General features: G+C 69.7%; 20 protein-coding genes. 12 read left to right on the plus strand and 8 right to left on the minus strand.

What is annotated here, in order from left to right:
• Positions 1–243: 243 nt before the first annotated feature.
• Positions 244–963: a hypothetical protein gene (locus tag AB5J53_RS38675; RefSeq protein WP_369250263.1), complete on the minus strand. Its 720-nt coding sequence runs from the start codon at positions 961–963 to the stop codon at positions 244–246.
• Between the two features lie 421 nt (positions 964–1,384).
• Positions 1,385–1,750 (minus strand): hypothetical protein, encoded by a 366-nt coding sequence (locus tag AB5J53_RS38680; RefSeq protein ID WP_369250264.1) that lies wholly within the window; start codon positions 1,748–1,750, stop codon positions 1,385–1,387.
• 240 nt (positions 1,751–1,990) lie between these two features.
• Between AB5J53_RS38680 and AB5J53_RS38685 the strand changes: the two genes are divergently transcribed.
• Both AB5J53_RS38685 and AB5J53_RS38690 read left to right on the plus strand, forming a co-directional pair.
• Positions 1,991–2,332: an ArsR/SmtB family transcription factor gene (locus AB5J53_RS38685; protein ID WP_369250265.1), complete on the plus strand. Its 342-nt coding sequence runs from the start codon at positions 1,991–1,993 to the stop codon at positions 2,330–2,332.
• The gene (locus AB5J53_RS38690; RefSeq protein WP_369250266.1) at positions 2,329–2,784 is read left to right on the plus strand and encodes an SRPBCC domain-containing protein; all 456 of its coding nucleotides are present in this window, start codon (positions 2,329–2,331) and stop codon (positions 2,782–2,784) included. The genes AB5J53_RS38685 and AB5J53_RS38690 overlap by 4 nt, the downstream gene beginning before the upstream one ends.
• A 529-nt stretch (positions 2,785–3,313) precedes the next feature.
• Here the strand turns inward: AB5J53_RS38690 and AB5J53_RS38695 are convergent.
• The 4 genes from AB5J53_RS38695 to AB5J53_RS38710 are packed head-to-tail and all read right to left on the minus strand — an operon-like array spanning position 3,314 to position 7,969.
• A complete protein-coding gene (locus AB5J53_RS38695; RefSeq protein WP_369250267.1) occupies positions 3,314–4,567 on the minus strand; it encodes a condensation domain-containing protein in 1,254 nt (417 codons plus the stop codon).
• Between the two features lie 5 nt (positions 4,568–4,572).
• Complete coding sequence (locus AB5J53_RS38700) at positions 4,573–5,502, minus strand: NAD-dependent epimerase/dehydratase family protein (RefSeq protein ID WP_369250268.1); 930 nt, start codon at positions 5,500–5,502, stop codon at positions 4,573–4,575.
• Positions 5,499–6,713 (minus strand): hypothetical protein, encoded by a 1,215-nt coding sequence (locus AB5J53_RS38705; protein WP_369250269.1) that lies wholly within the window; start codon positions 6,711–6,713, stop codon positions 5,499–5,501. The genes AB5J53_RS38700 and AB5J53_RS38705 overlap by 4 nt, the downstream gene beginning before the upstream one ends.
• Positions 6,710–7,969 (minus strand): aminotransferase class I/II-fold pyridoxal phosphate-dependent enzyme, encoded by a 1,260-nt coding sequence (locus AB5J53_RS38710; RefSeq protein WP_369250270.1) that lies wholly within the window; start codon positions 7,967–7,969, stop codon positions 6,710–6,712. Before AB5J53_RS38710 ends, AB5J53_RS38705 begins: the two co-directional genes overlap by 4 nt.
• Positions 7,970–8,382: 413 nt before the next feature.
• Here AB5J53_RS38710 and AB5J53_RS38715 point away from each other — a divergent pair, with 413 nt between their 5' ends.
• The 4 genes from AB5J53_RS38715 (at position 8,383) to AB5J53_RS38730 (ending at position 14,477) form a co-directional block, all read left to right on the plus strand.
• Positions 8,383–8,898 carry a hypothetical protein gene (locus tag AB5J53_RS38715; RefSeq protein WP_369250271.1) on the plus strand — a complete coding sequence of 172 codons (516 nt, stop codon included), beginning with the start codon at positions 8,383–8,385 and terminating at the stop codon, positions 8,896–8,898.
• A 527-nt stretch (positions 8,899–9,425) separates the two neighbouring features.
• The gene (locus AB5J53_RS38720; protein ID WP_369250272.1) at positions 9,426–10,367 is read left to right on the plus strand and encodes an ABC transporter ATP-binding protein; all 942 of its coding nucleotides are present in this window, start codon (positions 9,426–9,428) and stop codon (positions 10,365–10,367) included.
• Positions 10,364–11,719 (plus strand): ABC transporter permease, encoded by a 1,356-nt coding sequence (locus tag AB5J53_RS38725; protein ID WP_369250273.1) that lies wholly within the window; start codon positions 10,364–10,366, stop codon positions 11,717–11,719. The genes AB5J53_RS38720 and AB5J53_RS38725 overlap by 4 nt, the downstream gene beginning before the upstream one ends.
• Before the next feature lie 4 nt (positions 11,720–11,723).
• Positions 11,724–14,477, plus strand: a complete 2,754-nt coding sequence (locus AB5J53_RS38730) for an alkaline phosphatase family protein (RefSeq protein WP_369250274.1) — start codon at positions 11,724–11,726, stop codon at positions 14,475–14,477.
• Between the two features lie 393 nt (positions 14,478–14,870).
• Here AB5J53_RS38730 and AB5J53_RS38735 read toward each other — a convergent pair whose 3' ends face one another.
• Entirely contained in the window at positions 14,871–15,074 is a 204-nt protein-coding gene (locus AB5J53_RS38735) for a GNAT family N-acetyltransferase (RefSeq protein ID WP_369250275.1), read from the minus strand.
• A gap of 94 nt (positions 15,075–15,168) precedes the next feature.
• On the minus strand, positions 15,169–15,552 hold the full coding sequence (locus AB5J53_RS38740) for a DUF6281 family protein (protein ID WP_369250276.1): 384 nt from the start codon (positions 15,550–15,552) through the stop codon (positions 15,169–15,171).
• A 330-nt stretch (positions 15,553–15,882) separates the two neighbouring features.
• Here AB5J53_RS38740 and AB5J53_RS38745 point away from each other — a divergent pair, with 330 nt between their 5' ends.
• From AB5J53_RS38745 to AB5J53_RS38770, 6 genes are all read left to right on the plus strand, one after another.
• On the plus strand, positions 15,883–17,160 hold the full coding sequence (locus AB5J53_RS38745) for a site-2 protease family protein (RefSeq protein WP_369250277.1): 1,278 nt from the start codon (positions 15,883–15,885) through the stop codon (positions 17,158–17,160).
• Positions 17,161–17,198: 38 nt separating this feature from the next.
• Positions 17,199–17,780, plus strand: a complete 582-nt coding sequence (locus AB5J53_RS38750; RefSeq protein ID WP_369250278.1) for a hypothetical protein — start codon at positions 17,199–17,201, stop codon at positions 17,778–17,780.
• A 276-nt stretch (positions 17,781–18,056) separates the two neighbouring features.
• Entirely contained in the window at positions 18,057–18,290 is a 234-nt protein-coding gene (locus tag AB5J53_RS38755; RefSeq protein WP_369250279.1) for a hypothetical protein, read from the plus strand.
• Between the two features lie 283 nt (positions 18,291–18,573).
• Positions 18,574–21,129: a valine--tRNA ligase gene (valS, locus tag AB5J53_RS38760; RefSeq protein WP_369250280.1), complete on the plus strand. Its 2,556-nt coding sequence runs from the start codon at positions 18,574–18,576 to the stop codon at positions 21,127–21,129.
• A 313-nt stretch (positions 21,130–21,442) separates the two neighbouring features.
• Positions 21,443–22,504: an ATP-binding protein gene (locus AB5J53_RS38765; RefSeq protein WP_369250281.1), complete on the plus strand. Its 1,062-nt coding sequence runs from the start codon at positions 21,443–21,445 to the stop codon at positions 22,502–22,504.
• A 466-nt stretch (positions 22,505–22,970) separates the two neighbouring features.
• Positions 22,971–24,776, plus strand: a complete 1,806-nt coding sequence (locus AB5J53_RS38770) for a hypothetical protein (protein ID WP_369250282.1) — start codon at positions 22,971–22,973, stop codon at positions 24,774–24,776.
• The last annotated feature ends 41 nt before the right edge of the window (positions 24,777–24,817 follow it).

Genomic DNA, 24,817 nt, shown 5'->3' on the forward strand with positions numbered 1-24,817 from the left:
GCCACCAACTGGACGCTGCACAACCTGCGCCACCCCGCGACCTGCTTGATGCTCGGCGATCCGTCGATGCCGCCTGCCTACGTCCAACACATCCTGGGCCACAAGTACTTGTCGACGCTGGACATTTATGACCGTCCCACCAGGGACGAGGCCATCGCCGCAGGACTCGCACACCATGTCCGCCAGCAGCAACGACGGGAGAACCCGCCGCCGGCTCCAGCCGCTCCGGCCGCCGAAGCCGGATCAGGCGCGCAGGGTGACGCCGAAACGGGTCCTCATCCGCCGCAGTTCCCACAGCGAGACAGCGGTCACCGACAGCGGCCCGCCCAGCGTGGAGCAGAACTGGACGATGGGCGGGCCCCCCGGCATGCCGTCGCCGATCAGGCTGAAGGCCGCGAACACCCACACCAGCGTCAGGGTGAGGACGGGCGGCAGCATCGGGTGGACCTGGGCGCTGTTGAAGGCACTTCGGGCCGAGTACAGCGACGCCATGAAGAAGAAGGGAAAACCCCACACGATCACGATCAGCGAGGCGACGGCCAGTACGTACTCCCACCAGCTCTTCCCGTCGTCGGCGTCGACGGTCAGGGCCGTCGGGACGAGGATTCCGCCCATCACGACCAACGTCAGCACGTACCAGCTGACCGCCTTGAGCGGAGCGCGCAGCCGGGAGCGCAGATGCGGCCGCAGGTGCGGGGGCGCGTAGTAGATGAATCCGATGATGACCAGGGGCGCGGCGATGATCAGCACGAACGGGGCGACGATGAGTTGGGCGGCACCGCCGTACGCCGCGTCCTCCCAGCGGTTCGGATCCACGTTGTAGGCGAGGATCAGGGCGATGGTGGCGGCGGCACCGAGCACCGTGCGGGCCAGCTGGACGCGGTCCACGGTGCGGTCCGCGATCCGGCCGTCGCCCTGCGCGAAGAGCCTGGTGGCAACGCGGTGCGCGGAGCGCAGGATCACGCCGACGAGCCCGAAGGGAGAGCCGAACGACAGGCAGCCGCGGCGGCGCCGGGCGGCGGGCCTCGTGGGCTGGGGGCCGTAGGGGTACGGAGGTTGGTTCGGGTACGGGCCCGGATTCGGTGGTGGCGGACCGTACGGGCCGCCCTGCGGTGGTCCGTAGGGAGCGCCCCAGCCGCCCTGGCTTCCCGGTCCGTTGCCGCCAGGCTGACCCGGGCCGTTTCCCGGCCCCCATCCCCCCGTAGCCATGCCGCTCCCCGTTCGCTTTCGGCCAGTTGGTGTGTGTCCTGTGGTGCCAGGCGCAGTGTAGTGGCACATCAGGTGACAGAGGCCGCGCTCGTTGCCGGTCGCGGCACCTTGCCCGTCGCGTCACATACGTGCATATTGCCACCCGCACGCGCGGGGATGATCCCCGCTACAGCCACTACGGGTCGCGCGGCATTCTCTGCTCCCCGCGCACGCGGGGAGGTTCCCGTCGTTCAGGCTCCGCGCACTGACTGCGACGTCTGCTCCCGGCGCCTGCATGGTGGTCCACGCTGTTGAAGGCAGGCGCGCGGAGCGTGTCGAGTTCGGCGTTCACCTGGTCGCGGCTGGCCATCTCGGGCAGGCCGCTCGGCTCCGGGGTCACGAGCTCGCCGCCGAGCGGGAGCTGCCCGTCGGTGGCGGCGCGGGCGCGGAACTGCCGGTGCAGTTCGGTGGCCTGCAGCAGCAGATCCCGAGCTCGACGCAGAGCTGCAAGACGACCACCAGGCGTCGGCGATGTGCCGTTGGAGGAGCGGATCCATTCCACCCTCTCGGCGCTGGTCAGCGATCTCCTGTAAGCGGGGCAGGATCGCGGCGCACTGGTTCGGCGAAAGGTCGGGGCCGGCATCTGAGGAGCGGTGTGAGCGGGGTGGAGACGTCGTTCCAGGAGCACGCGCCGGCCTCACCAAGATCTCGGGCTCAGTCCAGCCGATGGTGGCAGTCCCCCCGCCGGCTTCGCGTCGGGCCCGGTTTGACATGGATGCGGTACACGTTAATTATTAGTCGTATGGTTAACAATGTCGATGGGACGTTGTCGGCCCTGGCTGATCCCACCAGGCGCCAGATCGTTGAGCTGCTCCAGCAGCGGCCCCGGCGGGCCGGCGAGCTGGTGGCCGCGTTCGACGTGAGCGCGCCGTCGATCAGCCGGCATCTGCGCGTGCTACGGCGCAGTGGGCTGGTGACCGAGTCGGGCATACCGGACGACGCCCGCGTCAAGGTCTACGAGCTGCGCCAAGAGCCATTCGTGGCCCTGCAGGCATGGCTGGACCAGGTACAGGCGTTCTGGACCGACCAGCTCGGCGCCTTCAAGGAGCACGTCGAGAACACGAGTAAAGGAACAGAGAAATGAGCACGACCGCATCGGCATCCATCGAGGTGGCCTGCGACCCCCAGACGGCCTTCGACGCCTTCACCGCCGACATCGGCAGCTGGTGGAAGCGCGGCACGCAGTACTGGAACGACCCCGAGAAGGGCAAGGAGCTGCGCTTCGAGCCGAAGGTCGGCGGACGTCTGATCGAGGTCCACGACCTGGAAACCGGCGAGGGCTTCGAGATCGGCCGGGTGCTGGTGTGGGAGCCCGGCAAGCGGGTCGCGTTCACCTGGCGCCTGGCCCGCTGGGACGAGTCCGAGAACACCGACGTCCAGGTCGGCTTCGAACCCACCGTGGAAGGCACCCGCGTCACCATCGAGCACGGCGGCTGGGACCGGGTCCCCTCCGCGCCGCCCGGCATGATCCAGGGATACAGCCACGGCTGGAAGGAACTCCTCGGCTTCTACGCCCAGGCCACCCGCACGCAATGATCCTTCCTCCGTCTCCAACAGCCCAAGGCTGTGCCCTCTACGTCGTGAAGGTGGGACCGCCTCTGGTTATGCCTGCGCCTCCGTCAAGCCTCGTTCCCGTTCGCGCACTCGCAGCCACACATCGGTCGTAGTCGTCACGGAAGCGCGGTCAGAACCACCTGAGGCGCTCAGGCACACGAGGGCAACTGGGCATCGCTGGTTGGCCATTGAGAGTTTCAAATGGCCACGATGGCGCTCCGCCACGGCAGGACCTGACGGGGCGTCGGCCGGCAACTCAGTGCAGCGGAGGCTTCAGAGCGCCGAGCTGTAGCAGCATCGCCAAGTCGTCGCGTACCGCCCAGCGTTCGGCAATCCGTCCATCGACCAGTCGGTAGGCGAAGGTCCTGACCATCGACCACGGGCGCTATGCCGGCGCCCTCCCCGGCCCCGTCCCCTTGCACAAGCCCGCAGGGTGTCCCGGCATGCTCGCGCGTTGCGGTAACGGTCGTCGTGTCGGGGGAGGTTGCGTGCGGCGCGGTACTCGTCTGGCTCATCTCGCCCGGCTAGTGCCCTGTCGAACCGCTGCCCTGAGGTGGGACATCGCCCGGGTGCACAGCTCTGTGGCGTGTGGGCCGTCCGTCGAGGTGACGCTGAGGAAGAGCTGGCCGTCGAATCCGGCGACGCACACCAGCGGCGCCCCCGAGACGCTGGTGTGCGCGGCCAGGTACAGACTTTCCACGCGCAACGGGCCGTAGTCCACGGGGATCGGGACGCGCACGTTACTGAGGGAGACGTCGAAGAGGGTCCGCTTGAGCTCGCTGCGCCGCAGCAGTGCGCTGAGTGTCTTTCGGGGCAGGATTCGCAGCAGCCGGTTCACCCGAACCAAGGGGAGCAGCTGTTCGGGCCGCAGACGGTCGCGGATGTCCGTGGTGGAGCTGCGGGCCACGGTCCACAGGTCGTGCCGGGCGAGGCCGTCGACCGGGATGAGGAAGCTGGTCGCGTAGAGCCCCAGTGTCTCGCCCGGAGGCGCGGCCAGGATCCGCCGCAGGTCCGCGGCCACCGCGATACCGACGGGGGAGGGGTGACCGAGGTCGGCGTGAGCGCGGGCGAAGGCGGCGCAAAGGAGGCCCTGGAGGGTGGCCCCCTCCGTGCGACAGCGCGTGAGCACCGACGAGGTCTCCGCCGCGTCCATGGACCAGGCGGCGTAGGCGAGTTGACCGCTCGGGCGTGGTGTGCGGCCTGCTCCGCGCAGCATGCGGGCCACTCTGAGCAGGTCGAGCGGGTCGGCGCGGCGGGTGGGCAGGAGGTCGTCGGCGGGGACGGTGACGGCGGGGGGCACGGAGGTGGTGAAACTGGTCGGGTCGGCGAGCGCCCGGAGGAGGTCGCGCAGGACGAAGGAGACGGAGAGGCCGTCGATGACGAGATGGTGGCAGATCGCGACGAGATCGAAGGAGCCGTCCGACTCGACGACGACGAAACGGGTCAGGGGACCGGTGGCGGTGTCGAAGGGGCGTTTGAGTTCCTCCTCGAGGATCGCGGTCCAGCTCTGAGGGCTGTCGGCCCGGACGATCCGCAGCTCCGGGTCCGGTACTCCGTCGGTGGTGAACCGCGCTCTCCAGGGGCCGGAGGCGGCGACGCGGACGGCGAGCAGCGGATGGTGGGTGCGGGCCGCGGACAGTGCCTCGCGCAGCTGAGCGGGGGTGGTCCGGCCTCGAATCCGGCCGACGAGGGCCCCGTTGACGGGCAGCTTCTCGCCCGCCGCCCACAGGAGACGCTCGGTGGGTGACAGACGTCGTGGCTTCATGGGATTCACCGGTAGGCGGCCAGGGCGGTGGTCAGCCCCGCCGGGAGAGTGACCGCCGGCACGAACGGCAGGCGGCCGACGGCACATGTCCAGGCGGGATGCCGAAGCTCGGCGACCTTGTCCGGGTTGAGGAGAGAGGCGCCGGTCAGCCGGCCGGCGTGGCCGGCGACCACCGCCAGGGGAGCCGGGATATGGATCACCCGGGGCGGACGGCAGCCGAGCACGGCCGCCGTGACGGCACCGATGCGTTCCCAACGGTGCTCGATGCCGTCGCTGACGTGATAGACCGCGCCCGCTTCACCGGACTCGGCGGCGGTGAGCAGGGCCCGGCAGAGGTCGTCCACATGGATGAGCGAGTAGCGGCGCGGGCCCCGGCGGCCCACGGCGGGCAGCATTCCGGCCCGGACCGCCTTCACCAGCCGCGGTACGAACTCGCGGTCACCGGGGCCGTAGACGATGGGCGGGCGGACGACGACACCCGGCAGCCGGTCGGCGTGCGCGCGCAGCGCCAGCTCGCCGCCGAGCTTGCTGCGGCCGTACGCGGAGACCGGCGACGGTGGGTCCTCCTCGCGTCGCTGCCGCCCGGGGCCCGCGGCGGCGAGGGAGGAGCAGAGGACGAGGCGCGGTGGCTCCGGGAAGGCGGCGAGGACGGCACAGAGGCGGCCGGTGCCCCGTGTATTGACCTCGGCGTAGCCGAGGTGGGTACGGGCCTTGGTGACTGCGGCGAGGTGGACGACCCGGTCGGCGCCCTCGGCGGCTGCGGCCAGTCCCGCGCCGGTGGCGAGGTCGCCTTCGACCGTCCGGAGCCCGGGGAAGCCTCCGGGGACGCTCCGCCCGTCCCGGACGAGGGCGGTCACCTCGTGCCCTAGACGGACGAGGTGGCGGAGAAGGCACTGCCCGACGAAACCGGTCGCACCGGTGACGAGATACCTCATGCGGTGTACGTCATGGGCTTTACCTCATGCGGTGCGCCTCGTTGGGTGGTGCGCTCGTACAGGCGGTGGGTGCGGAACAGGATGCCGCCGGCGGCCTTGGTATAGCTGTTGACGTGCCGGTTGTCCTCCAGGACCCAGGAGAACTCGGTCTCGGTGTGGCCGAGGCGGAACGCGGCCCGCTGGGCCTGCGCGAACATGGCGGCGGCGAGGCCCCAGTTCCGATGCTCCCGCTTGATCCCGCAGGCCAGGGCGCGGGTCCGCTGGATCCGGCGGGTGGCGCGGGCGATGCGGATAAGCCCGATGGGTAGGCCGTAGCGGGTGAGCCGTCCGCGGGCGGCCCGCAGAGCCTGGTTGGCATCGGGAAGGCAGAGGAGGAAGCCCGCCGGCTCGCCGTGCACCTCGGCGATCTGCACCAGCTCGGGCTTCAGGATCGGCCTGAACTCCCGTACGGCGTGCGCGAATTCGCGGTCGGTCATGGGCGTGGCGGCGTAGTTCTCCGACCAGGCGTCGTTGTAGATGTCCTTGACGACGGCCATATCGGCGTCGAAGCGGTCCGGATCCAGCGCCCTGACCCGGACGCCCGGGGCGGCCAGCGCGCGCTGCGCCGCGCGGCGGAACCTGGCGGGAGGCTCGCCGTCGGCGGGCATCGGGATGCGCCAGGACAGCAGGTCCTTGGCCTTGGTGAATCCGCAGTCCTCGAAGAGCCGCGGATAGTAGGGGGGATTGTGCGGCATGAGCATGGTGGGCGGGCGGTCGTAGCCGTCGACGAGCAGTCCGCACTCGTCGTTGAGCGAGAAGTTCAACGGGCCCAGCATCCGGCTGAGCCCCCGCTCGCCCAGCCAGTCGGCCGCCGCCTCGAAGAGGGCGGCCGCCACCGCCGGCTCGTCCACGCACTCGAAGAGCCCGAACTGGCCGCATCTGGGGTCGTGCCGCTCGTGGTGACGGGGATCGACGACGGCGGCGATCCGGCCCACGACCCTCCTGCCACGCCGGGCGAGGAACAACTGGACCGTGCCCACCTCGAAGAACGGGTTACGGCCGGGATCGAGAAAAGCACGCCGCTCGCGCTCCAACGGGGCCACCCACAGCGGATCGTCGCGGTAGACGGCGTACGGAAGCCGGACGAAGGCGGTGGTGTCGGCGCGCCCCCGTACGGGCGTGACGGTGACGGGAGCACCCGTGGCAGAGGGGCCGGAGGCGGGGGCGGTCATCGTACGTGCACCGGCATGGCATCCCGGTCCCGCTGCGGGCCCGCCGTAGCGGCGCGACCCACCGCTACGGCGGGAATCACACCAAGGCGGCGGCCCGCGGCGGCGAAGGCGCCGAGGATGTGTGCGAGGTGTTCGTCGGTGTGCGTTGCCTGCAGCGTCAGGCGGATCAGCTCCCGGCCCACCGGCACCCCGGGAGCGACTACCGCACTGGTGAACACGCCCTCGGCGAGGACCTCCTCCCACATCCGGGCACACAACTCGGCCCCGCCGATGTACACGGGGATGATCGGGGTGACCACCGCTCTGGCGCTCCCCGTGTCGAACCCGAGCGCCCGCAGCCCGCTGTCCAGCCGCCCGGCCAGATCGAGTACACGGGTACGGCGTTCCGGCTCCGCTTCGACGATGTCCAGCGCGGCGAGCGCGGCCGCGACGGAGGCGGGCGTCATCGAGGCGCTGAAGAGCAGCGGGCGTGCGGTGTAGCGCAGATAGCCGATGATGTGGGCGGGACCCGCGAGGAGACCGCCGATCGAGCCGAAGCACTTCGAGAAAGTGCCGGTGTACAGGTCGACTGCGTCCGGCACCCCGAAGTGCTCCGCCACGCCCCGACCGTGGGCTCCCAGCAGTCCGATGTCGTGGGCGCCGTCGACCACCACCCTGGCGCCGTGCCGGCGGGCGAGTGCGGAGATCTCGGGCAGCCGGCACAGGTCGCCTTCCATCGAGAACAGCCCGTCGGTCACGATCACTTTGCCGGCGTCGGGATCGGCGGTCACGAGCTGCCGTTCCAGACCCGCCATGTCCGAGTGACGGTAGGGGCGCTTGCCCGCCCAGCCGAGCCGGATGGCGTCCATGAGGGAGGCGTGGTTGGCCATGTCGCTGAAGACGAGGTCACCGCGGCCGAACAGCGGGGCGAGCGCCAGGTTCGCCTGGAAGCCGGTCGTCGTGACGATCGCCGCCTCGCAGCCGAGGAAGGCGGCCAGCCGGGCCTCCAACTCCTCGTGCAACGGCAGCGTTCCGCACAGCGCACGACTTCCGGAGCAGGACGCGCCATAACGTTCCGTCGCCCTCGCGGCGGCACCCGTGACCCGTGGATCGCCCGACAGCCCGAGATAGTCGTTGCACGCCGCCATGACCACGCGCTCACACCGGACCCGGGCTTCGCCGTCCCTGGCCGACAGGGCTTGGTAGAACGGTCTGAACCCGGTCTCCATGAAGGACGGGGCAGATGACGAGAGAAGTTTGTCGAAGACATCCGCCATACCCACAGTCCTCACCTCAGGTAACACTCGCGATACAGAGCGTAAAAGCTACGTGTGCACCTACGTTTCGGGCCAGTCAGATGCCCCCCTGTCACCTGACTGGCCGGGCGCACGGGGCGCGCCGGACAACGACTCGTGGCCCCGCAATGTTCGTATCGCACACCGCGCATCAGCGCGCGCCACTCGAACACCCTTGTCTCTGCCGCGAAGTGATCAGGCCCGGTGCGATCACATCGGCTCAGAAGGTCTCGATGTCCTTTTCTGGACCCCTGCGGCGGCCGGACTTCGCCGGGATGCTGCGGACCTCGCCGAGTGGAAGAGAAAGCCTCCTCATTCCCTGTCCTCCGATATTGACATGGCCAGTTCATGAATGATTCATGGGGAGTTCGCCGGCTCCCTCGATTCTCCCGATCATGACATCTCGGAAAGCCTCGCTGAGGCTGGCTCTGCCCATGGCGATCGCCGCCTTCATGCTGACCATCGCCGGCACTCTGTCACCCGCCTCCGCGGCGACGACCGACTGGATGTACAAGAACGACTTCGGTCAGCCCTGTCTCACCTCGTCGACCGCAAGCAGTAACATCTGGGTGCAATACAGCTGTTCGGGAAACGGCGGTACGCTCTGGCACTGGGGCTCCGAGTCGAACCAGTGGGACGGGCACACGATGCGCCGACTGGTGAGCAACGCCAACGGCGACTGCCTCACGACGGACGTCGGGGCTGAAACCAACGCCGTCTACGCGGCCCCCTGCGGAGGCGGCCGCTCCGGACAGTTCTGGACAGCCGACAACGACCAGATCCAGAACCAGAACGGGAATTATCTCCGCACCTCTGACAGCGGTGACGGCGTCTACACCAGCCCGTACAGCGTGGTGGCCAAGTACGGCATCAACTCCACCCGGTTCGTCTGGTGGGGTTACCACTTCTGACGAGTCCGGCTCCGGTGACGGCCTCCGGGACCGTGACGTCCCGGTCCCGGGCGGCCGTCCGGCCCGTAGGCAACTGCGCGTGCTCACCGACATCGGCCTGGTCGACGACGCGGAAGGCTCCCAGCTCGGTGTGACGACCGGTCAGGTCTGCCGGGTTCCAATAGGTCTGACGGAGGGCGACGCGGTCTGCTGCTCGTCTGCGGGCGGATTTCGCGGTAGGCATGCACGTACGGCTGGAGGTCGGGGTGTCGCCGAACCGGCCGCCTTCGGCGCTGTTGCCGCGCCCGCCCGCACAGCGTGCCGCGGGCGCGTGCTGCGTGCCGGTGGCGCACCCCTCTTGCGGGCCGCGGTACTCCGTATGGACTCGATGACTCTGAGGGTTGCCCAAGTCTGGCTCGATGCTGGCTACTTTGTGCACACGGACTTGCCGACGCCTTGACGATCCGTTCCATGCACGTTCAACCAACTGTCCCTGCCCGCATTGTGTGCCGTCCCTAAGGTCCTTGAAGTTGCGGAAGAAGGGACCCATGGACACACTCCTCGCAGTCCGGGCTCGCGGGATCACCAAGTGCTTCGGCGACGTCGTCGCACTCGACGGCGTCGATCTGGATGTGGCGCAGGGGCAGATCCACGGCTTGGTCGGACCGAACGGCGCCGGCAAGACGACATTGCTCGGCCTCCTGCTGGGCCTGGCCGTCGCCGACAGCGGCCGCCTCGAGATCCTGGGTACGCCGGTCGGGCGGGCGCTCGCCGCTCCCGACGGTGTCGCCGGTTTCGTGGACGGGCCCGGTCTCTACCCCTCGCTCACGGCCAGGCAGAACCTCGCCGCGCTGGCCGCTCTCCGCGGCCTGGACAAGCGGACAACGGGGATCGACGACGTGCTCGACCAGGTCGGGCTCACCGATGTCGCCGACGACCGGGCCCGCGGCTTCTCCCTCGGCATGCGTCAGCGGCTCGGGCTCGCCGCCGCCCTGCTCACCAAGCCCCGGCTGCTCGTGCTCGACGAACCTTCCAACGGCCTCGACCCGGCCGGCAAGAAACACGTACACGGTGTCCTCATCCGCCTCGCGGCGGACGGAACCAGCGTCGTGCTCTCCAGCCACCGCATGGACGACCTCCAGGCACTGTGCTCCGAGGTCACCATCGTCGCCACCGGACGGGTCGTCTTCTCCGGCCCGCTGAGCAAGCTGGCCGCCGAGAACCGTGAACTCGACTACCGGCTGCTGACCTCCGACCCGCAGGCCGCCCGCCGGCTGGCTGTCGACACGGCCGGGATCCGCGTCGTCGACGACGCCGGGGCACGGCACGACGCCGAGGCGCTCGTCGTGCGCGCGCTCGTGCCCGGCCTCGACGAACTGGTGGTGGGGCTCGTGCACGCGGGCATCGCGGTGCGCGAGCTCGCCCCCGTGGTGTCGCCGCTCGAAGCCGCGTTCCTCGCCCTCACCGAGCAGCAGGAGGCCGGCCGATGACCGCGACCATCGCCGACGACAACGTTGTACGTGCCCGCCGCGTCTCGGTTCCGCGCGGCTACCGCTTCGAACTGGTCAAGCTGGTCTCGCAATGGCGAATCCGCCTGCTGGTCCTCGCCTGCTGGATCGCGCCGGCGCTCTTCGTCGCCGCGGTGAGCCAGCAGAGCACGCTCCCCGTCGACACCCTCTTCGGTCGCTGGATGCACGCCACGGGGTGGGCCGGACCGCTGGTGATGCTCGGTTTCGCGGGCACCTGGGCGCTCCCGCTGCTGACCGCGGTGGTGGCCGGCGACGTGTTCGCCTCCGAGGACCGGCTGGGCACCTGGCGCCACCTGCTCGTGGCGGTCCGGTCGCCTCGACGGATCTTCGCAGCAAAGGCACTGGCCAGCCTCACCGTCATCCTGCTGCTCGTGGCCGGGCTGGCCTTCTCCAGCGCGGCCGGCGGGGTCGTGGCGGTCGGCAACCAGCCGCTGGTAGGCCTCGACGGCCACCTGCTGGCGCCGGCGGACGCCGCCGGTCAAGTCCTCCTCGCCTGGGTGTGCGTACTCGCCCCTACCCTGGCCCTCGCCGGGATCGGACTCCTCGGGTCGGTCGCGCTGGGCCGGTCCCCCATGGGGTTGCTGCTGCCGGCGCTCGTCGCGCTCGCGATGCAGGTCGCCCAGATGATGCCGCTGCCCGTCGCCGTACGCCTCGCCCTGCCCAGCTACGCCTTCATCGCCTGGAACGGCCTGTTCACCGGCCCGGCACAGGTCGGCCCGCTCCTCATCGGCATCGTTGTCAGCCTGGTGTGGGCCCTGCTCGCGACAGCGCTGGCCTACCTGCTGTTCGTACGGCGCGACTTCACCAACCTGACCTACGACGGCTCGGGGCGCCGCGCGATCACCACCGGACTCCTGCCGCTGGTCGCACTGGTCGCCCTCACGGTCACGGTCGTCGCCGTGGCGACCCCGTCCATGGGTTCCGGAATCCGGCAGGACAAGGTGCAGCGGTCGGTCGCCACGGCATTCGCCCACCTCTACCGCTTGCAGACCAAGCAGCTCAACCGCCCCGACGTCACCGAGGCGCAACTGCGGGCCACGGCGGCGTGCAACAAGGGCGCCGGCCAGCGCGTCGCCGAGGGACCGGGCAACGACTGGCGCTGCGTCGTCTCCTGGCATCTCCCCGGCGTCGAGGCCGCAGGGACGGCCATCTACCAGCTCGACGTCACCCCCGACGGGCGGTTCGTGGCCGATGGCGACGGACCGAAGGAAGTGAACGGCTACTTCCTGGTGCGGACCCCGACCGGGGACGCATCGAACCCGCTATGGCAGTTCGACGGCAACGTCGAACTGCTCCCCACCCCGAAGGGATAACTCCATGCAGGTAACACGCCGCCGTCGGCGTGTCGAGAAGGAGCATTCCGGCTTTCTCGGTAGACGCATCGGCCGTCGGACCCTGGTAACGGCAGGCATCACCGCTGTCGCCGTGACCGCCGCCGGCACCGCTTTCGCCCAGACGCACCAGTTCGGCACCGACCAGGTCGGCCAGATCACCGATCAGGGCCAGGTCATCTCCAGCGACCAGTACATCGCCCCGTACGGCGACCGCCTCGTCGTCAACAACGGCAAGATCATGTCGTCCTCGGTCAGCCCGGACGGCACCCACCTCGCGGCCTCGGTCACCGACGGTGGCGCGGCGCTGTCCATCGTGGACCTGAAGAGCTGGAAGGTGCAGCAACTCGTCAGCAACGCCGCGTCGTCGACCCCGCGCATCAGCAGCAACAGCGTGGGCCAGGAAGGCCCCACCTACTCGCCCGACGGTTCGCAGCTGTGGCTCGGCCAGACCGACGGCTACACCAAGTTCACCGTGAACTCGGACGGCAGCGTCGCCAACCCGACGTCCGTCAACATCCCGGCGGACGGGTCCAAGCACGCGCTCGTCGGCGAGGCGGTGTTCTCCTCCGACGGCTCCACCGTGTACTCCGCGGTCAACGGCCAGAACCGCGTGGTCGCCATCGACGCGGCGACCGGCGCAATCAAGCAGAGCTGGTCCGTTGGTAACGCCCCGCGCGACATGACCGTGGTCGGCTCCAAGCTGTACGTCAGCAACGAGGGCGGGCGTCCGGCGAAGCCCGGCGACACCACCATCAACTCGTACGGCACCCAGGTGCCGGCCGACCCGAAGACCGCTGCCACCACCACCGGCACGGTCAGCGTCATCGACCTGGCGAACCCGGATGCCGCCGTCGCGAGCATCGACGTCGGTCTGCACCCGACCGCCCTGTACGCCAAGAACGGGGCGCTGTTCGTCACCAACACCGCCACCAACGACGTGTCGGTCATCGACACCGCCGGCAACAAGGTCGTGCAGACCATCGCCACCCAGCCGTGGCCGGAGGCCTCGGTGGGCTACGAGCCCGACGCGGTGACGCTCACCGACGACGGTCACCTGCTGGTGACGCTCGGCCGCGCCAACGCGGTCGCCGTCTACCGGTACACGAGCCCGCAGGAGCCGGTCAGCTACGTCGGCCTGCTCCCGACGGACTACTTCCCCGCGGAGATCGCCACTGTCGGCAACCAGGTGCTGGTCTCCAACACCCGTGGTATCGACGCCCGCCGCCCCACCAACAGCGCCGCGCACGGCACCCACGACACGACATCGAGCCTGCAGCGGTTCACGCTGCCGGACGACAGCGTCATCAAGTCCGAGACGGCCAAGGTCTTCAAGCAGAACGGCTGGAACGGCGGAGCGGTCACGCTGACCGAGGGCAAGGGCGACGCGAAGCCGGTGCCGGTCCCGCTGCGGCTCGGCGACCCCTCGACGATCAAGCACGTCTTCATGATCGTCAAGGAGAACCGGACCTACGACCAGGTCTTCGGGGACGTCAAGCAGGGCAACGGCGACCCGTCGCTTGCGCAGTTCGGCGAGAACGTGACGCCGAACCAGCACGCGCTGGCCAAGCAGTTCGGGCTGTACGACAACACGTACGACATCGGCACGAACTCCGCCGAGGGGCACAACTGGCTGATGCAGGCCGACGACCCGGAGTACACCGAGTCCTCGGCCGGTGAGTACCAGCGCAGCTACGACACCGAGGACGACGCTCTCGGTCACCAGCGGACCGGCTTCATCTGGACCGGTGCGCAGGCGGCCGGCAAGTCCGTGCGGGACTTCGGCGAGTTCCAGCAGTTCCTGACGAAGCCGGCGGGCGCGAGCTGGCAGAACCTGTACTGCGACTCCAAGAACATGGAGGCGACCGGGCAGGACACCGCCTACCCCCTGAACTCGTCCTCGCCGATTCCGTCCCTCAACGACGTGTCGGTGCACGGCTTCCCGAAGTTCGACACCAGCGTCCCGGACATCTACCGGGAGGGCATCTGGAAGCAGGACTTCGAGAAGAACGGTCCGGCGAACCTGAACATGTTCTGGCTCTCCAGCGACCACACCGGTGGTCCGGCGAACGCGGCCGCTCAGGTCGCGGACAACGACCTCGCGACCGGCAGGATCGTTGACGAGATCTCGCACAGCAAGTACTGGAAGGACTCGGCGATCTTCGTGGTCGAGGACGACTCCCAGGCGGGCCTCGATCACGTCGACGGCCACCGTGCCCCGATCCAGATCATCAGCCCCTGGGCCCAGCACGGCGTCGTCGACAGCCACTACTACTCTCAGATCACCATGATCCGGACCATCGAGCAGATCCTCGGGATACACCCGATGAACCAGAAGGACAGCGCGGCCAGCCCGATGCGAGGGGCGTTCACCCAGAACGCGGACTTCAGGCCGTTCACCGCTCTGCCCAACCGGACCTCGCTGACCGATGGTCTGAAGACTCCGCCTGCCTGCGGCCTGGACACTCCGGCACCGCAGAACCCCAGTGCGGCGGCCGCGCCGTCGGCGAAGGTGCCGGCGGACAAGCAGGCGCTCGCGGCGAAGTGGGAGACCTGGAAGTCGAAGCAGCGGCTGACCGGGCCCAACGCCGTGCCCGACTACGCGAACCCCGCGCAGATGAACCACTTCACGTGGTACGAGACGCACGACTGGAAGAAGCCGTACCCCGGCGAGGACAAGATCTTCGCGCCGGAGGACGTGCCGGGTGCCTACATCCCGTCGTCGGAGTCCGACGGCTGACGTAGACCGATCGCGTCAAGGGGCCCCCTGGCCGGCGTCACCGCCGGCCGGGGGCCCCTTCTGTCGCCGAGGGCCGACGACTGGGGTCGGCCGTGATCGTTACGCCGTTCGGCCCGAGCACTTCGAGCGACGTGTGCCCACGACGATCGTTCCCCGGAAGGCGTTCACCGGGTCGCGGGGGCGAAAGACGTAGTCCGCGGTGAGGCCTGATTCGGCGAGGATACGCAGCCACCCGGTGAGGCTGTACATCCAGCGAACCGTCCACATTGAGCGAACGGGCCCGGTCCGTACGAGCATGCGGCGCCGCCCCTCGGGCCTTCCGGGTGAGCGGTTGTGGCTTCGCAGTCCGGAGGTGAGCCAGTCGCGATCAGCGGTGTCCCGGAAGTCGGCTTGTCAGGACGCTGGCATCCGGTAGCGGCGCCTGTCACCGACCATGTCGATGAACCGGCTCCCGTTCGCTTCGATCACACGTCGGGAGGCGATGTTCGTCTCATCGACGGTCAGGAGGGCCTGCGTGATGCCGAGAGAACGGGCGATCGGCAACGCCGCGGCGAGTATCGCGGTCGCGTGTCCCCGGCGCCGCGCGCTGGGTCGCACGTCGTAACCGATGTGACCGCGGCCTTCTCCAGAGCCGGGGGCAGCCGGTGACGGATGGCCGGCCTGCTCAGCATCCGGTCGCCCTCGGTCGGCATCATGACCCGTCGAGCAGTTTCTTCACCTCGGGCGGAAGCTCCGTGCCGGAGTAGGCGGCGACGAACTTGGCTTCACCAGGTGCATCTCCGACTGCGATGGCCACCTTGGGAGAGATGCCCTCCACCTTGCAGGCAGTCTCCGTAGTCGCCGACTCCTTGGCGTCGTCCGGACCGCTGTCGTTACAGGGCGGCTTGGTGGCGTCGCCGAGCTTGTCCCCGACGGTGAACTCCACGTTCGCCACGTCCCGGTATGTCCGCTCCTGGTACAGGATCAGATAGGCACAGGACCCGGCCTCGTCGCCGCCGCTGCTGTCCGCCCCGCACGCGACGGCTGACACCAGCACGGCCGCCGCCAGCGCCATGGATCGCCCGACCCGGCTCATCAAGCCTCCTCAGTAGGTGCTGCGAAGAGCGAGGACGTCTCCCTTGCCGAGGGTCCTGGCTTTCGTCGAGCACTTGAACGAGTTCTTGCACATGGTGAGGCCCCGATCTGTGAAGATCGCCGCCTGCGAAGGCGGACTGAAGTGGTGCCACGCGGAGTGGACGAGCCCGCTTCGTCCTGCTCGGCGGGCCTGCCGCGGGCGGAGGATCCCTGGCGCGGTTCCGGGCCGCGCTGAGCCCGGTGTGGTCGGGCGTTTCCGTTCGTGGGCCGAAGGACGGACTATCGAAAGGGGGACTGAAGTCGGGAGCGCGACCTGTCGGCGGTGATGGCGGTGAGGGGCTCGATGCGTATCGGGAGTGTGCGCGGGGTGGCGTTGCGCGCGCACTGGAGCGTGCCGTTGATCATGCTGTTGTTCGCGTACGGTCTGGCCGCCCAGACCCTGCCCGGGTATGCGCCGGGCCTGGCACCGGTGGTGTACGCGGTCGCCGGAGTGGTCGGTGCTCTGCTGTTGCTGGTGAGTCTGGTGGTGCATGAGGCGGCGCATGCGCTGATGGCCCGCAGGGCCGGGATACCGGTACGGGACGTGACGCTGTGGGCGCTGGGTGGAATGACCCGGATGGACCGGCCGGAGACGGCACGGGCGGCGTTCGCGGTCGCCGTCAGCGGGCCGCTCGGCAGCCTGGTGCTGGGCGGGGTCGGGCTGGGCGCGGCAGCTGGGGTGGAGGCGACGCTGGGCTGGCGAATTCTGGTTGCCGTGCTGGGCTGGCTCGGTGGCACGAACCTGCTGCTGGGCGTCTTCAACCTGCTGCCCGCCGCACCACTGGACGGGGGCCGGGTGCTCCAGGCCGTGGTGTGGTGGCGTACGGGGGACCGCGAGCGGGCCCAGCGGGCGGCCGGGCGCAGCGGACAGGTCGTCGGCATGCTGCTGGCCGTGCTGGGGTGGCTGGTGTTCGCGAGAGGGGTGTCGGGCGGGCTTTGGCTGATGGCCATCGGCCTGTTCGTGGCGGTCACCGCCGCTGCCGAACGACGGTGGGCCGAGCTGGTCACGACCCTGCGCGGCGTACGGGCGGCCGACGCGATGACCACTCCGGTGGTCACCGGTCCCGACTGGCTGACCGTGGACCGCTTCCTGTCCGAGGTGGCCGCTCAAGCCGGGCACTCGGTACTGCCTGTGCTGGACTTCGAGGGCCACCCCAGCGGTGTCGTACGGCTGCGTCGCCTGACCGCCGTGCCGTCCGGGCAACGGGGGTCGCTGCGAGTACGGGGCGTGGCGACCCAGCTGTCCCAGTGCACGCTCGCCGCACCGGACGAGCTCCTGATCTCCGTCCTGGAGCGCCTGGGCTCCGGCGGCGGACTGCCCATCCTGGTCATGGACGGCGGCCGCCTCGGTGGGATCGTCACGGCGCACGACATCGACCGGCTCTCCCAGCGGCACATGACAGGCCCAGATCGCGGTGCTGCGTCATCCGGCGGTGGTGTCGGCCGCCACGGCATCCTGCGTTGCCGCCCCGGTTCTCATAAGCCTGACGTCGGCAAAGGACAGCGAGCACGGCCTCGATCGAGTCATCGACAGCCCCGCCGCCTGTTTCTCACCTCGACAGCACAGTGAAAGAGGGGCTTTCGACGCCGGCAAAGGGGGTGTCGACCGTGGTCAGGACGTGTCACACCGGAGTGTGGATGTGGCGATGGCGGCGGAATCCTCTCCGACGACGCAGTGACGTCGTCGAAGCCTGGATCGTGCTCGTCGCCTGGGTCCTCGCCGCGGTGGGCAGCGTGCTCGCGGGAGTCACGACGGCTGATGCGGTGGAACAGAGCCTTGACCGCCAGCGGCTGGAACGCCACGCCGTCACGGCGGTACTCGCCGAAGACGCGGCAGGCAAGGGGTCAGCTCGGTTCGTCGACGATGACCGTGTGTGGGTCACCGTGCGGTGGACCGCGCCGGACGGCTCCGCCCGCACCGGTCAGACCAAGGTGCCCCGCGACACCGCGGCGGGCAGCCCGGCCATCGTGTGGACGGACCGGCAGGGTCGGTTGACGTCGAAGCCGCTCAGCCCCTCGGAAGCGAATTTCCAGGCGACCTGGGCGGGCACGCTGGCCGCAATATGCGCTGGTAGCGCGGCGATCGGGAGTGCTCAACTCGTGCGCGGACGCCTGGAGCGCCGGCGCATGGAGGAATGGGCTGCCGAATGGCAGCGGTTCGGGGGACGCTGGGGCCGGACGAGTAATTGACCTTGTACTGCTGCTGTCCGCCCGTTCACCCCGCTGTTCGTCCCGGCGGCCGTGTTGGCCGTGGCCGGCGGAGGTTCTACTCCCGCGTGAGCTGTGCGACACGAGCCGCGGGTGGCGGCCCGCCCGGAGCCGCGCCAGCTGAGTGATTGATGTACGCCGGTCGGGTTCCTGTGGACGTGCCGCGGCAGGTGCGGCGCGGCTCCTCGCTACCGTCCAGGAACGTCGGCCAAAGGCCCCTGTCTTGGCCATGCACCCAATCACGAGGAGCTGACGTTCATGGCCGTGTGCGAGGTCTGCAACAACGACTACGAGATGGCGTTCGAGGTTCGTGCCGCAGGAGCTGTCCACATCTTCGACAGCATCGAGTGCGCCGCCCAGAAGTTGGCACCGATCTGCGACAACTGCCAGTGCCGCATCCTGGGCCACGGCCTTCAAACGGACGGACAATTCTTCTGCTGCGCGCATTGCGCGCGCCAGAGGGGCGTTGCGCAACTCGTCGATCACGCCTGAGAGGCCTCCCGCCCGACCGGTACTGACGATCACCGGGCCACCCCGGCGATGATGTCCCGCGTGGCGGCCCCAGGTCGCGTGCGAGGTGGGTGACTGCCTCGACGACCAGGCCCGGGCGAACGTCGGCTGCGCCGTGCCCCCCGATCCCGACGGGTGGCCGGCGAGCTCGGGCCGACCGAGCCCGTCTGTTCGGACAAAGGCGCGATGACCGGTTGGCCTCGCGGTTCAGCCATGCCGAAAACGCCGGATGATCAAACCGCCTGTTCGGATAGCGTGTCGAGGTATGACGTTCACCCACCGCCATACGGGCGTTCCTGAAAAGCCCAGCCTTGAGGGGCTGGAAGAGAAATGGTCTCGACGGTGGGACGAGCAGGGCGTATTCGTATTCGACCGCACCAAGACACGCGACCAGGTGTTCTCCATCGACACCCCGCCGCCCACAGTCAGCGGCTCGCTGCATGTCGGGCATGTCTTCTCGTACACGCACACCGACGCGATCGCCCGCTACCAGCGCATGCGCGGCAAGGAAGTCTTCTACCCCATGGGGTGGGACGACAACGGCCTGCCCACCGAACGGCGCGTGCAGAACTACTACGGAGTCCGCTGTGACCCGGCGCTCCTGTACGACCCCGGCTTCTCCCCGCCGACCACGCCTGGCAAGCAGCAAATCCCCATCTCTCGACGGAACTTCATCGAACTGTGCGAGCAGCTGACCGTCGAGGACGAGAGGGCCTTCGAGAGCCTGTGGCGCAACCTCGGCCTGTCGGTGGACTGGACCCGCACCTACCAGACCATCGACGGCGAAGCCCGCGCCACCTCGCAGCTCGCCTTCCTCAATAACCTTGCACGCGGCGAGGCGTACATGGCCGAGGCCCCCACGTTGTGGGACGTCACCTTCCGTACGGCCGTCGCGCAGGCCGAACTCGAAGACCGCGAACGCCCCGCAGCCTTCCACCGGTTGGCCTTTCACCAGGCGGACGGCCGACGAGTGATGATCGAGACGACCCGTCCCGAGCTGCTGCCCGCCTGTGTGGCATTGGTCGCGCACCCTGACGACGAGCGGTACCGGGACCTCTTCGGCTCACCCGTGCGTACCCCGCTCTTCGGCGTCGAGGTGCCCGTCGTCGCGCACAGGCTGGCGGACCCCGACAAGGGCTCAGGGATCGCGATGGTGTGCACTTTCGGCGACACGACCGACGTGACGTGGTGGCGCGAGCTGCAGCTGGAGACCCGGCCGGTGATCGGCTGGGACGGACGACTCACGGCCGAGCCGCCGGCAGGGCTGGACTCCGAGCAGGCCCGCGCCGCGTACACGCAGCTGGCCGGTGCCACGGCCCACACCGCCCGGGAACGCATCGTGTCAATGCTGCGGGCGAGTGGCGACATGGAGGGCGAGCCCCGCCCGATCACGCACGCGGTGAAGTTCTTCGAGAAGGGCGACAAGCCCCTGGAGATCGTCACAACCCGCCAGTGGTACCTGCGCAACGGTGGCCGGGACGTTCCCCTGCGCGAGGAGTTTCTCCAGCGGGGCAGTGACCTGGTCTGGCATCCCGAGCACATGCGGGTGCGCTACGAGAACTGGGTCAGCGGACTCAACGGCGACTGGCTGGTCAGCCGCCAGCGGTTCTTCGGGGTCCCCATTCCGCTCTGGTATCCCCTCGACGGAGACGGCAACCCGGACTACGACCAGCCGATTGCCCCGGACCCGGCGCTGCTGCCGGTCGACCCCAGTGCCGAGGCGCCTGCCGGGTATGCGGAAGGGCAGCGCGGCAAGCCGGAAGGCTTCATCGGTGACCCGGATGTGATGGACACCTGGGCGACGTCCTCGCTCACCCCGCAGATCGCCGGCCGCTGGTTGAAGGACCCCGACCTGTTCGAGCGGGTCTTCCCGATGGACATGCGGCCGCAGGCACACGAGATCATCCGCACCTGGCTGTTCTCCACCGTCGTGCGCGCCCATGCCGAGCACGGTGTGCTGCCGTGGAAGCACGCCACCATCTCGGGATGGATCCTCGACCCGGACCGCAAAAAGATGTCGAAGTCCAAGGGCAACGTCGTCACTCCGGCCGATCTCCTCGTCCAGCACGGCTCGGACGCCGTCCGCTACTGGGCGGCCGGCGGCCGACCCGGCACAGACACCGCCTTCGACACCGGCCAGATGAAGGTCGGCAGACGCCTCGCGCTGAAAATCCTCAACGCGAGCAAATTCGTCCTCAGCTTCGGCGAGGCGCCGGAAGCGGCCAAGGTGACGGAACCCCTGGACCGGGCGATGCTCGCCGAGCTCGCGGCGACCGTCGACGACGCCACCGAGGCGTTCGAGGACTTCAACTACGCGCGCGCCCTGGAGCGTACGGAGCAGTTCTTCTGGCGCTTCTGCGACGACTACCTGGAACTGGTGAAGACCCGCGCCTACGGCGAGCACGACGACACGGCGGGTACGGAATCGGCCAGGGGCGCGTTGATGACGGCCCTCGACACGCTGCTGCGCCTGTTTGCTCCGGTCCTGCCTTTCGCGACGGAGGAGGCCTGGTCGTGGCAGGCGGAAGGCTCGGTGCATCGCGCCGCCTGGCCGGTCGCGGATGAGCTCCGCCGGATGGCCGGCGGCGCGGACGGTGAGCTGCTGGCCACCGCGGCGGAGGTCATCGCGGCGGTCCGAAAGGCCAAGTCCGAGGCGCAGGTGTCCATGCGCACCGACGTGACCAAAGCCGTCATCTCCGGGTCCCTCGCGGCGCTCGACCGCTTCGCCCTGGTCCAAGCCGACGTGCGGGCCGCGGGTCGCATCGGCGTAGTGGAGCAGCAGGTGGGAGATGGAGCGTTCACCGTGACGGTCAGTCTCTGACGGTGTGCGGCGCACGGTGGAAGAATCCGAAACGGGCTTCCACCGCGCGCCGGTGACGCCATCGCCCTCCTGGATACAGGGGCCGCATCGTTCGGGGACCTGCATGGTGAGGTTGTGCTTCGACGTTCTCTCGCTCCGGATCATTGGAGACGTGCCGAGCAATCCGCCACCTCGGACAGCTGCCGCGGTGGTACGGAGACAGCCCCGTGCGCCGGAAAATGGGCTGCGGTGAACGGACGGCGGTGCCCACACTGTTCGTATCGGACACCGCGCATCTGCGGGCCCCACTCGAGCACCCTCAAGGAGCCGCTGCGTGCAGGCAGCCGTCACCGTCACTCCCGCCCGGATCCCGGAGCTGCTGCTCGGTCTCGCGACCGTACGGCCGGTCTTCATCTGGGGCGCCCCCGGCATCGGAAAGTCCTCTCTGGTGCGGGAGTTCGCCGAGTCGCTGGGTCTTGAGTGCGTGAGCCTGCTCGGCACCCAGCTCGCCCCCGAGGACCTCATCGGCGTCCCGCAGATCCGCGACGGCCGCTCCGTCTTCTGCCCGCCGGAGGCGATCGCCCGCGACGAGCCGTACTGCCTGTTCCTGGACGAGCTGAACGCGGCGACGCCAGATGTGCAGAAGGCCTTCTACTCGCTGATCCTGGACCGCCGCATCGGCAACTACGAGCTGCCGAAGGGCTCCATCGTGATCGGCGCGGGCAACCGCGCGACGGACAACGCGCTGGCGCGCCCGATCGCCTCGGCGCTGGTCAACCGCCTCACCCACGTCCACCTCGAGGCGTCCCCGAAGGACTGGCTCGTCTGGGCCGCCGCCAACGACATCCACCCGTGGGTCCTGGACCACCTCACCGACCGCCCCGACCACCTGTGGTCCAAGCCGCCGAAGACGGAGGAACCCTTCTCCACACCCCGCTCCTGGCACATGCTCTCCGACGCGCTGCGCTCCTTCGGTCCGGCCCTCGACGAGGCGACCCTGAAGGTGATCGCGCACGGCACGCTGACGCCCACGCACGCGGTCGCCTTCTGCGGCTACGTCAAGATCGTGCGCAGCCGGTTCGGCATCGAGGCCATCATCAAGGGCGACGCCCGCTGGCCGAACCGGCTGGAGGACCGCGACCTGCTCTACTACCTCGCCGAGTCCTTCCGCGGCCGTCTCATCAAGGAACTGCCCGCGAGCAAGGAGCACCTCTCGGCGAACGGCCGCCAGACCGCGTACCGCGCCAAGTCGCTGCTCGTCCAGCTCGCCGAGATCTCCGTCGAGGTCGCCCAGAGCGTCATCACCTCCGACGCCGACGGCAATCCCGTACTGCCCGCCTGGTTCCTGGTGGAGGCGGCGCGTGACATGCCGCGCCTGGTGGAGGCGCGGCGATGAGCGGAGCGTCGCGCGCGGCACGCGCGATACCGGCCCGAGGCCCGCGCCGCCCCGCCGCACCGACGCGTGCCCGGGCTGTCCGCCGCACTGAGGCGTCTGCCGAGGTCCGGACACCGGCCTCTGCCGGGGCTCGGACCCCGGCTGCCGAGACCCGCAACCCCGCGTCTGCCGAGCCTCGGACTCCGGCGTCTGCCGAGGCCCGCAACCCCGGGTCTGCCGGTGCTTTGACTGCGGCGTCTGCCGGGGCTCGGACATCGGCGTCTGCCGGGGCTCGGACATCGGCGTCTGCCGGGGCTCGGACTCCGGCTGCCGAGGCCCGCACCCCCGCGTCTGCCGAGGCTTGGACTGCGGCGTTTGCCGGGGCTCGAACTGCGGCCGTTGCCGAAGCCTGGACATCGGCCTCTGCCGAGGCCCGGATTTCGGCGCGGGCCGGGGCGCCGACACCGGGCTCTGTCGAGGCGCCGCGATGAGCCGGACCCGCAAGGCGGACGCCGTGGCCAAGCCGGATCCGGCGGCCGAGGCGTTCGCGGAGGGGATGCGGCTGGTGCGGGCCAATCGCGCGCTCGCCGCCATCGGGTTCAGTACGTGCCGTCAGGAGGAGTGCGTCATGGCGCCCCGGGACGGTCTCGTGCGGGTCGACTCCGACGGAACCCTGCACGTGCACCCCACCCGCAGGGCCGAACCCGTGGCCTGGGCCTGGGCCATCGCGCACGCCATCATCCATCTGGGCTTCGGCCATGTACCGGCCGCGACCGGCGAGCGCGAGCAGCCCGACCGCTTCGACGTCGCCGCCCGCTGCGTCGTGGTCAACCGCTTCCTGCTCGGCTTCCCGATCGGGCTGACCCCCGAAGACCTGCCGGCGTCGTACCCCGACGGCGAGGAGGAGCAGCTCGCCGCCCGCTGGCGCCGCGACGGCATCCCACCCGCGTACGACCGCTGCGGTACTGCGGGCCCCGACCCGGACCAGGTCCTGGTGCCCTGGAACACCTGGATCGGCGGCACCCCGCCCGACTGGCAGATCGCCTTCGCGCACGCGCTGACCCGCACCATGGCCACCGCGATGGACATGGCGGGCGGCCGCCGCGCGTCCATGCGCGGCGGGCCCACCCGGCTGCAGCCCTGGGAGAAGGCGCTGAGCTGGTTCATCTCCTCCTACCCCCTCCTGGGCGGCATCGCGGCCGGCATCACCCTCGTCGCCGACGCCGAACTCGCCCGTGCCCACGGGATTTCCGTCGCGGCCGTCGACGCGGAGGCGGCGGAGATCTACATCAACCCCCTGCGCCAATTCGGCGACGAGGAATGGCGGTTCGTCCTGGCCCACGAGATGCTGCACGCCGCCCTGCGCCACGGCGACCGCTGCGGCACCCGCGACCCGTATCTCTTCAACGTCGCCGCCGACTACGTCATCAATGGCTGGCTGTGCGAGATGCAGGTCGGCACGATGCCCGAAGGGCTGCTGTACGACCCGGAGTTGAAGGACCTCTCGGCGGAGGAGGTCTACGACCGAATCGCCGGCGACCTGCGCCGGATGCGCCGACTGGCCACGCTGCGCGGCAAGGGGGTGGGCGACATCCTCGGCGGTCCGCTCGGTTCACCGCGCGACTACGTCGATCTCGACGAGTTCTACCGCCGTGGCCTCGGCCAGGGCCTCGACCTGCACCAGCAGCAGGAGCGCGGCTACCTGCCGGGCGGTTTGGTGGAGGAGATCCGTGCGCTCAGTCACCCGCCGCTGCCCTGGGACGCCCAACTCGCCCGCTGGTTCGACGAGTTCGTGCCCCGCCCCGAACCCGTACGGACGTACGCGCGTCCGGCGCGCCGCCAGGCGGCGACCCCCGACATCCCGCGCGCGGGACGCTACTTCCCGCCCGAGGAGATCGCCCGCTGCACGTTCGGCGTCGTTCTCGACACCTCCGGCTCCATGGACCGCGTCCTGCTCGGCAAGGCACTGGGTGCCATCGCCTCGTACGCCGAGGCCCGCGACGTACCGGCGGCCCGGGTCGTCTTCTGTGACGCCGCCCCGCACGACGCGGGCTATCTGCCGGTCACCGAGATCGCCGGACGCGTCCGGGTGCACGGGCGCGGTGGCACGGTGCTGCAGCCCGGGATCGACCTGCTGAACCGCGCCGACGACTTCCCACCGGGCGCGCCCGTCCTGGTGATCACGGACGGTTACTGCGATGTGCTGCGGGTGAGGCGCGAGCACGCGTACCTGATTCCGCAGGACGGGCGGCTCCCGTTCACCGCGCGTGGACCGGTCTTCCGGGTGCGGTGACCCGTCCCGCGGGTGTGGCGCCGCGTCTCACGGGTGCGGTG

Origin of the sequence: Streptomyces sp. R41, assembly GCF_041053055.1 — a bacterium.
GTDB lineage: Bacteria > Actinomycetota > Actinomycetes > Streptomycetales > Streptomycetaceae > Streptomyces.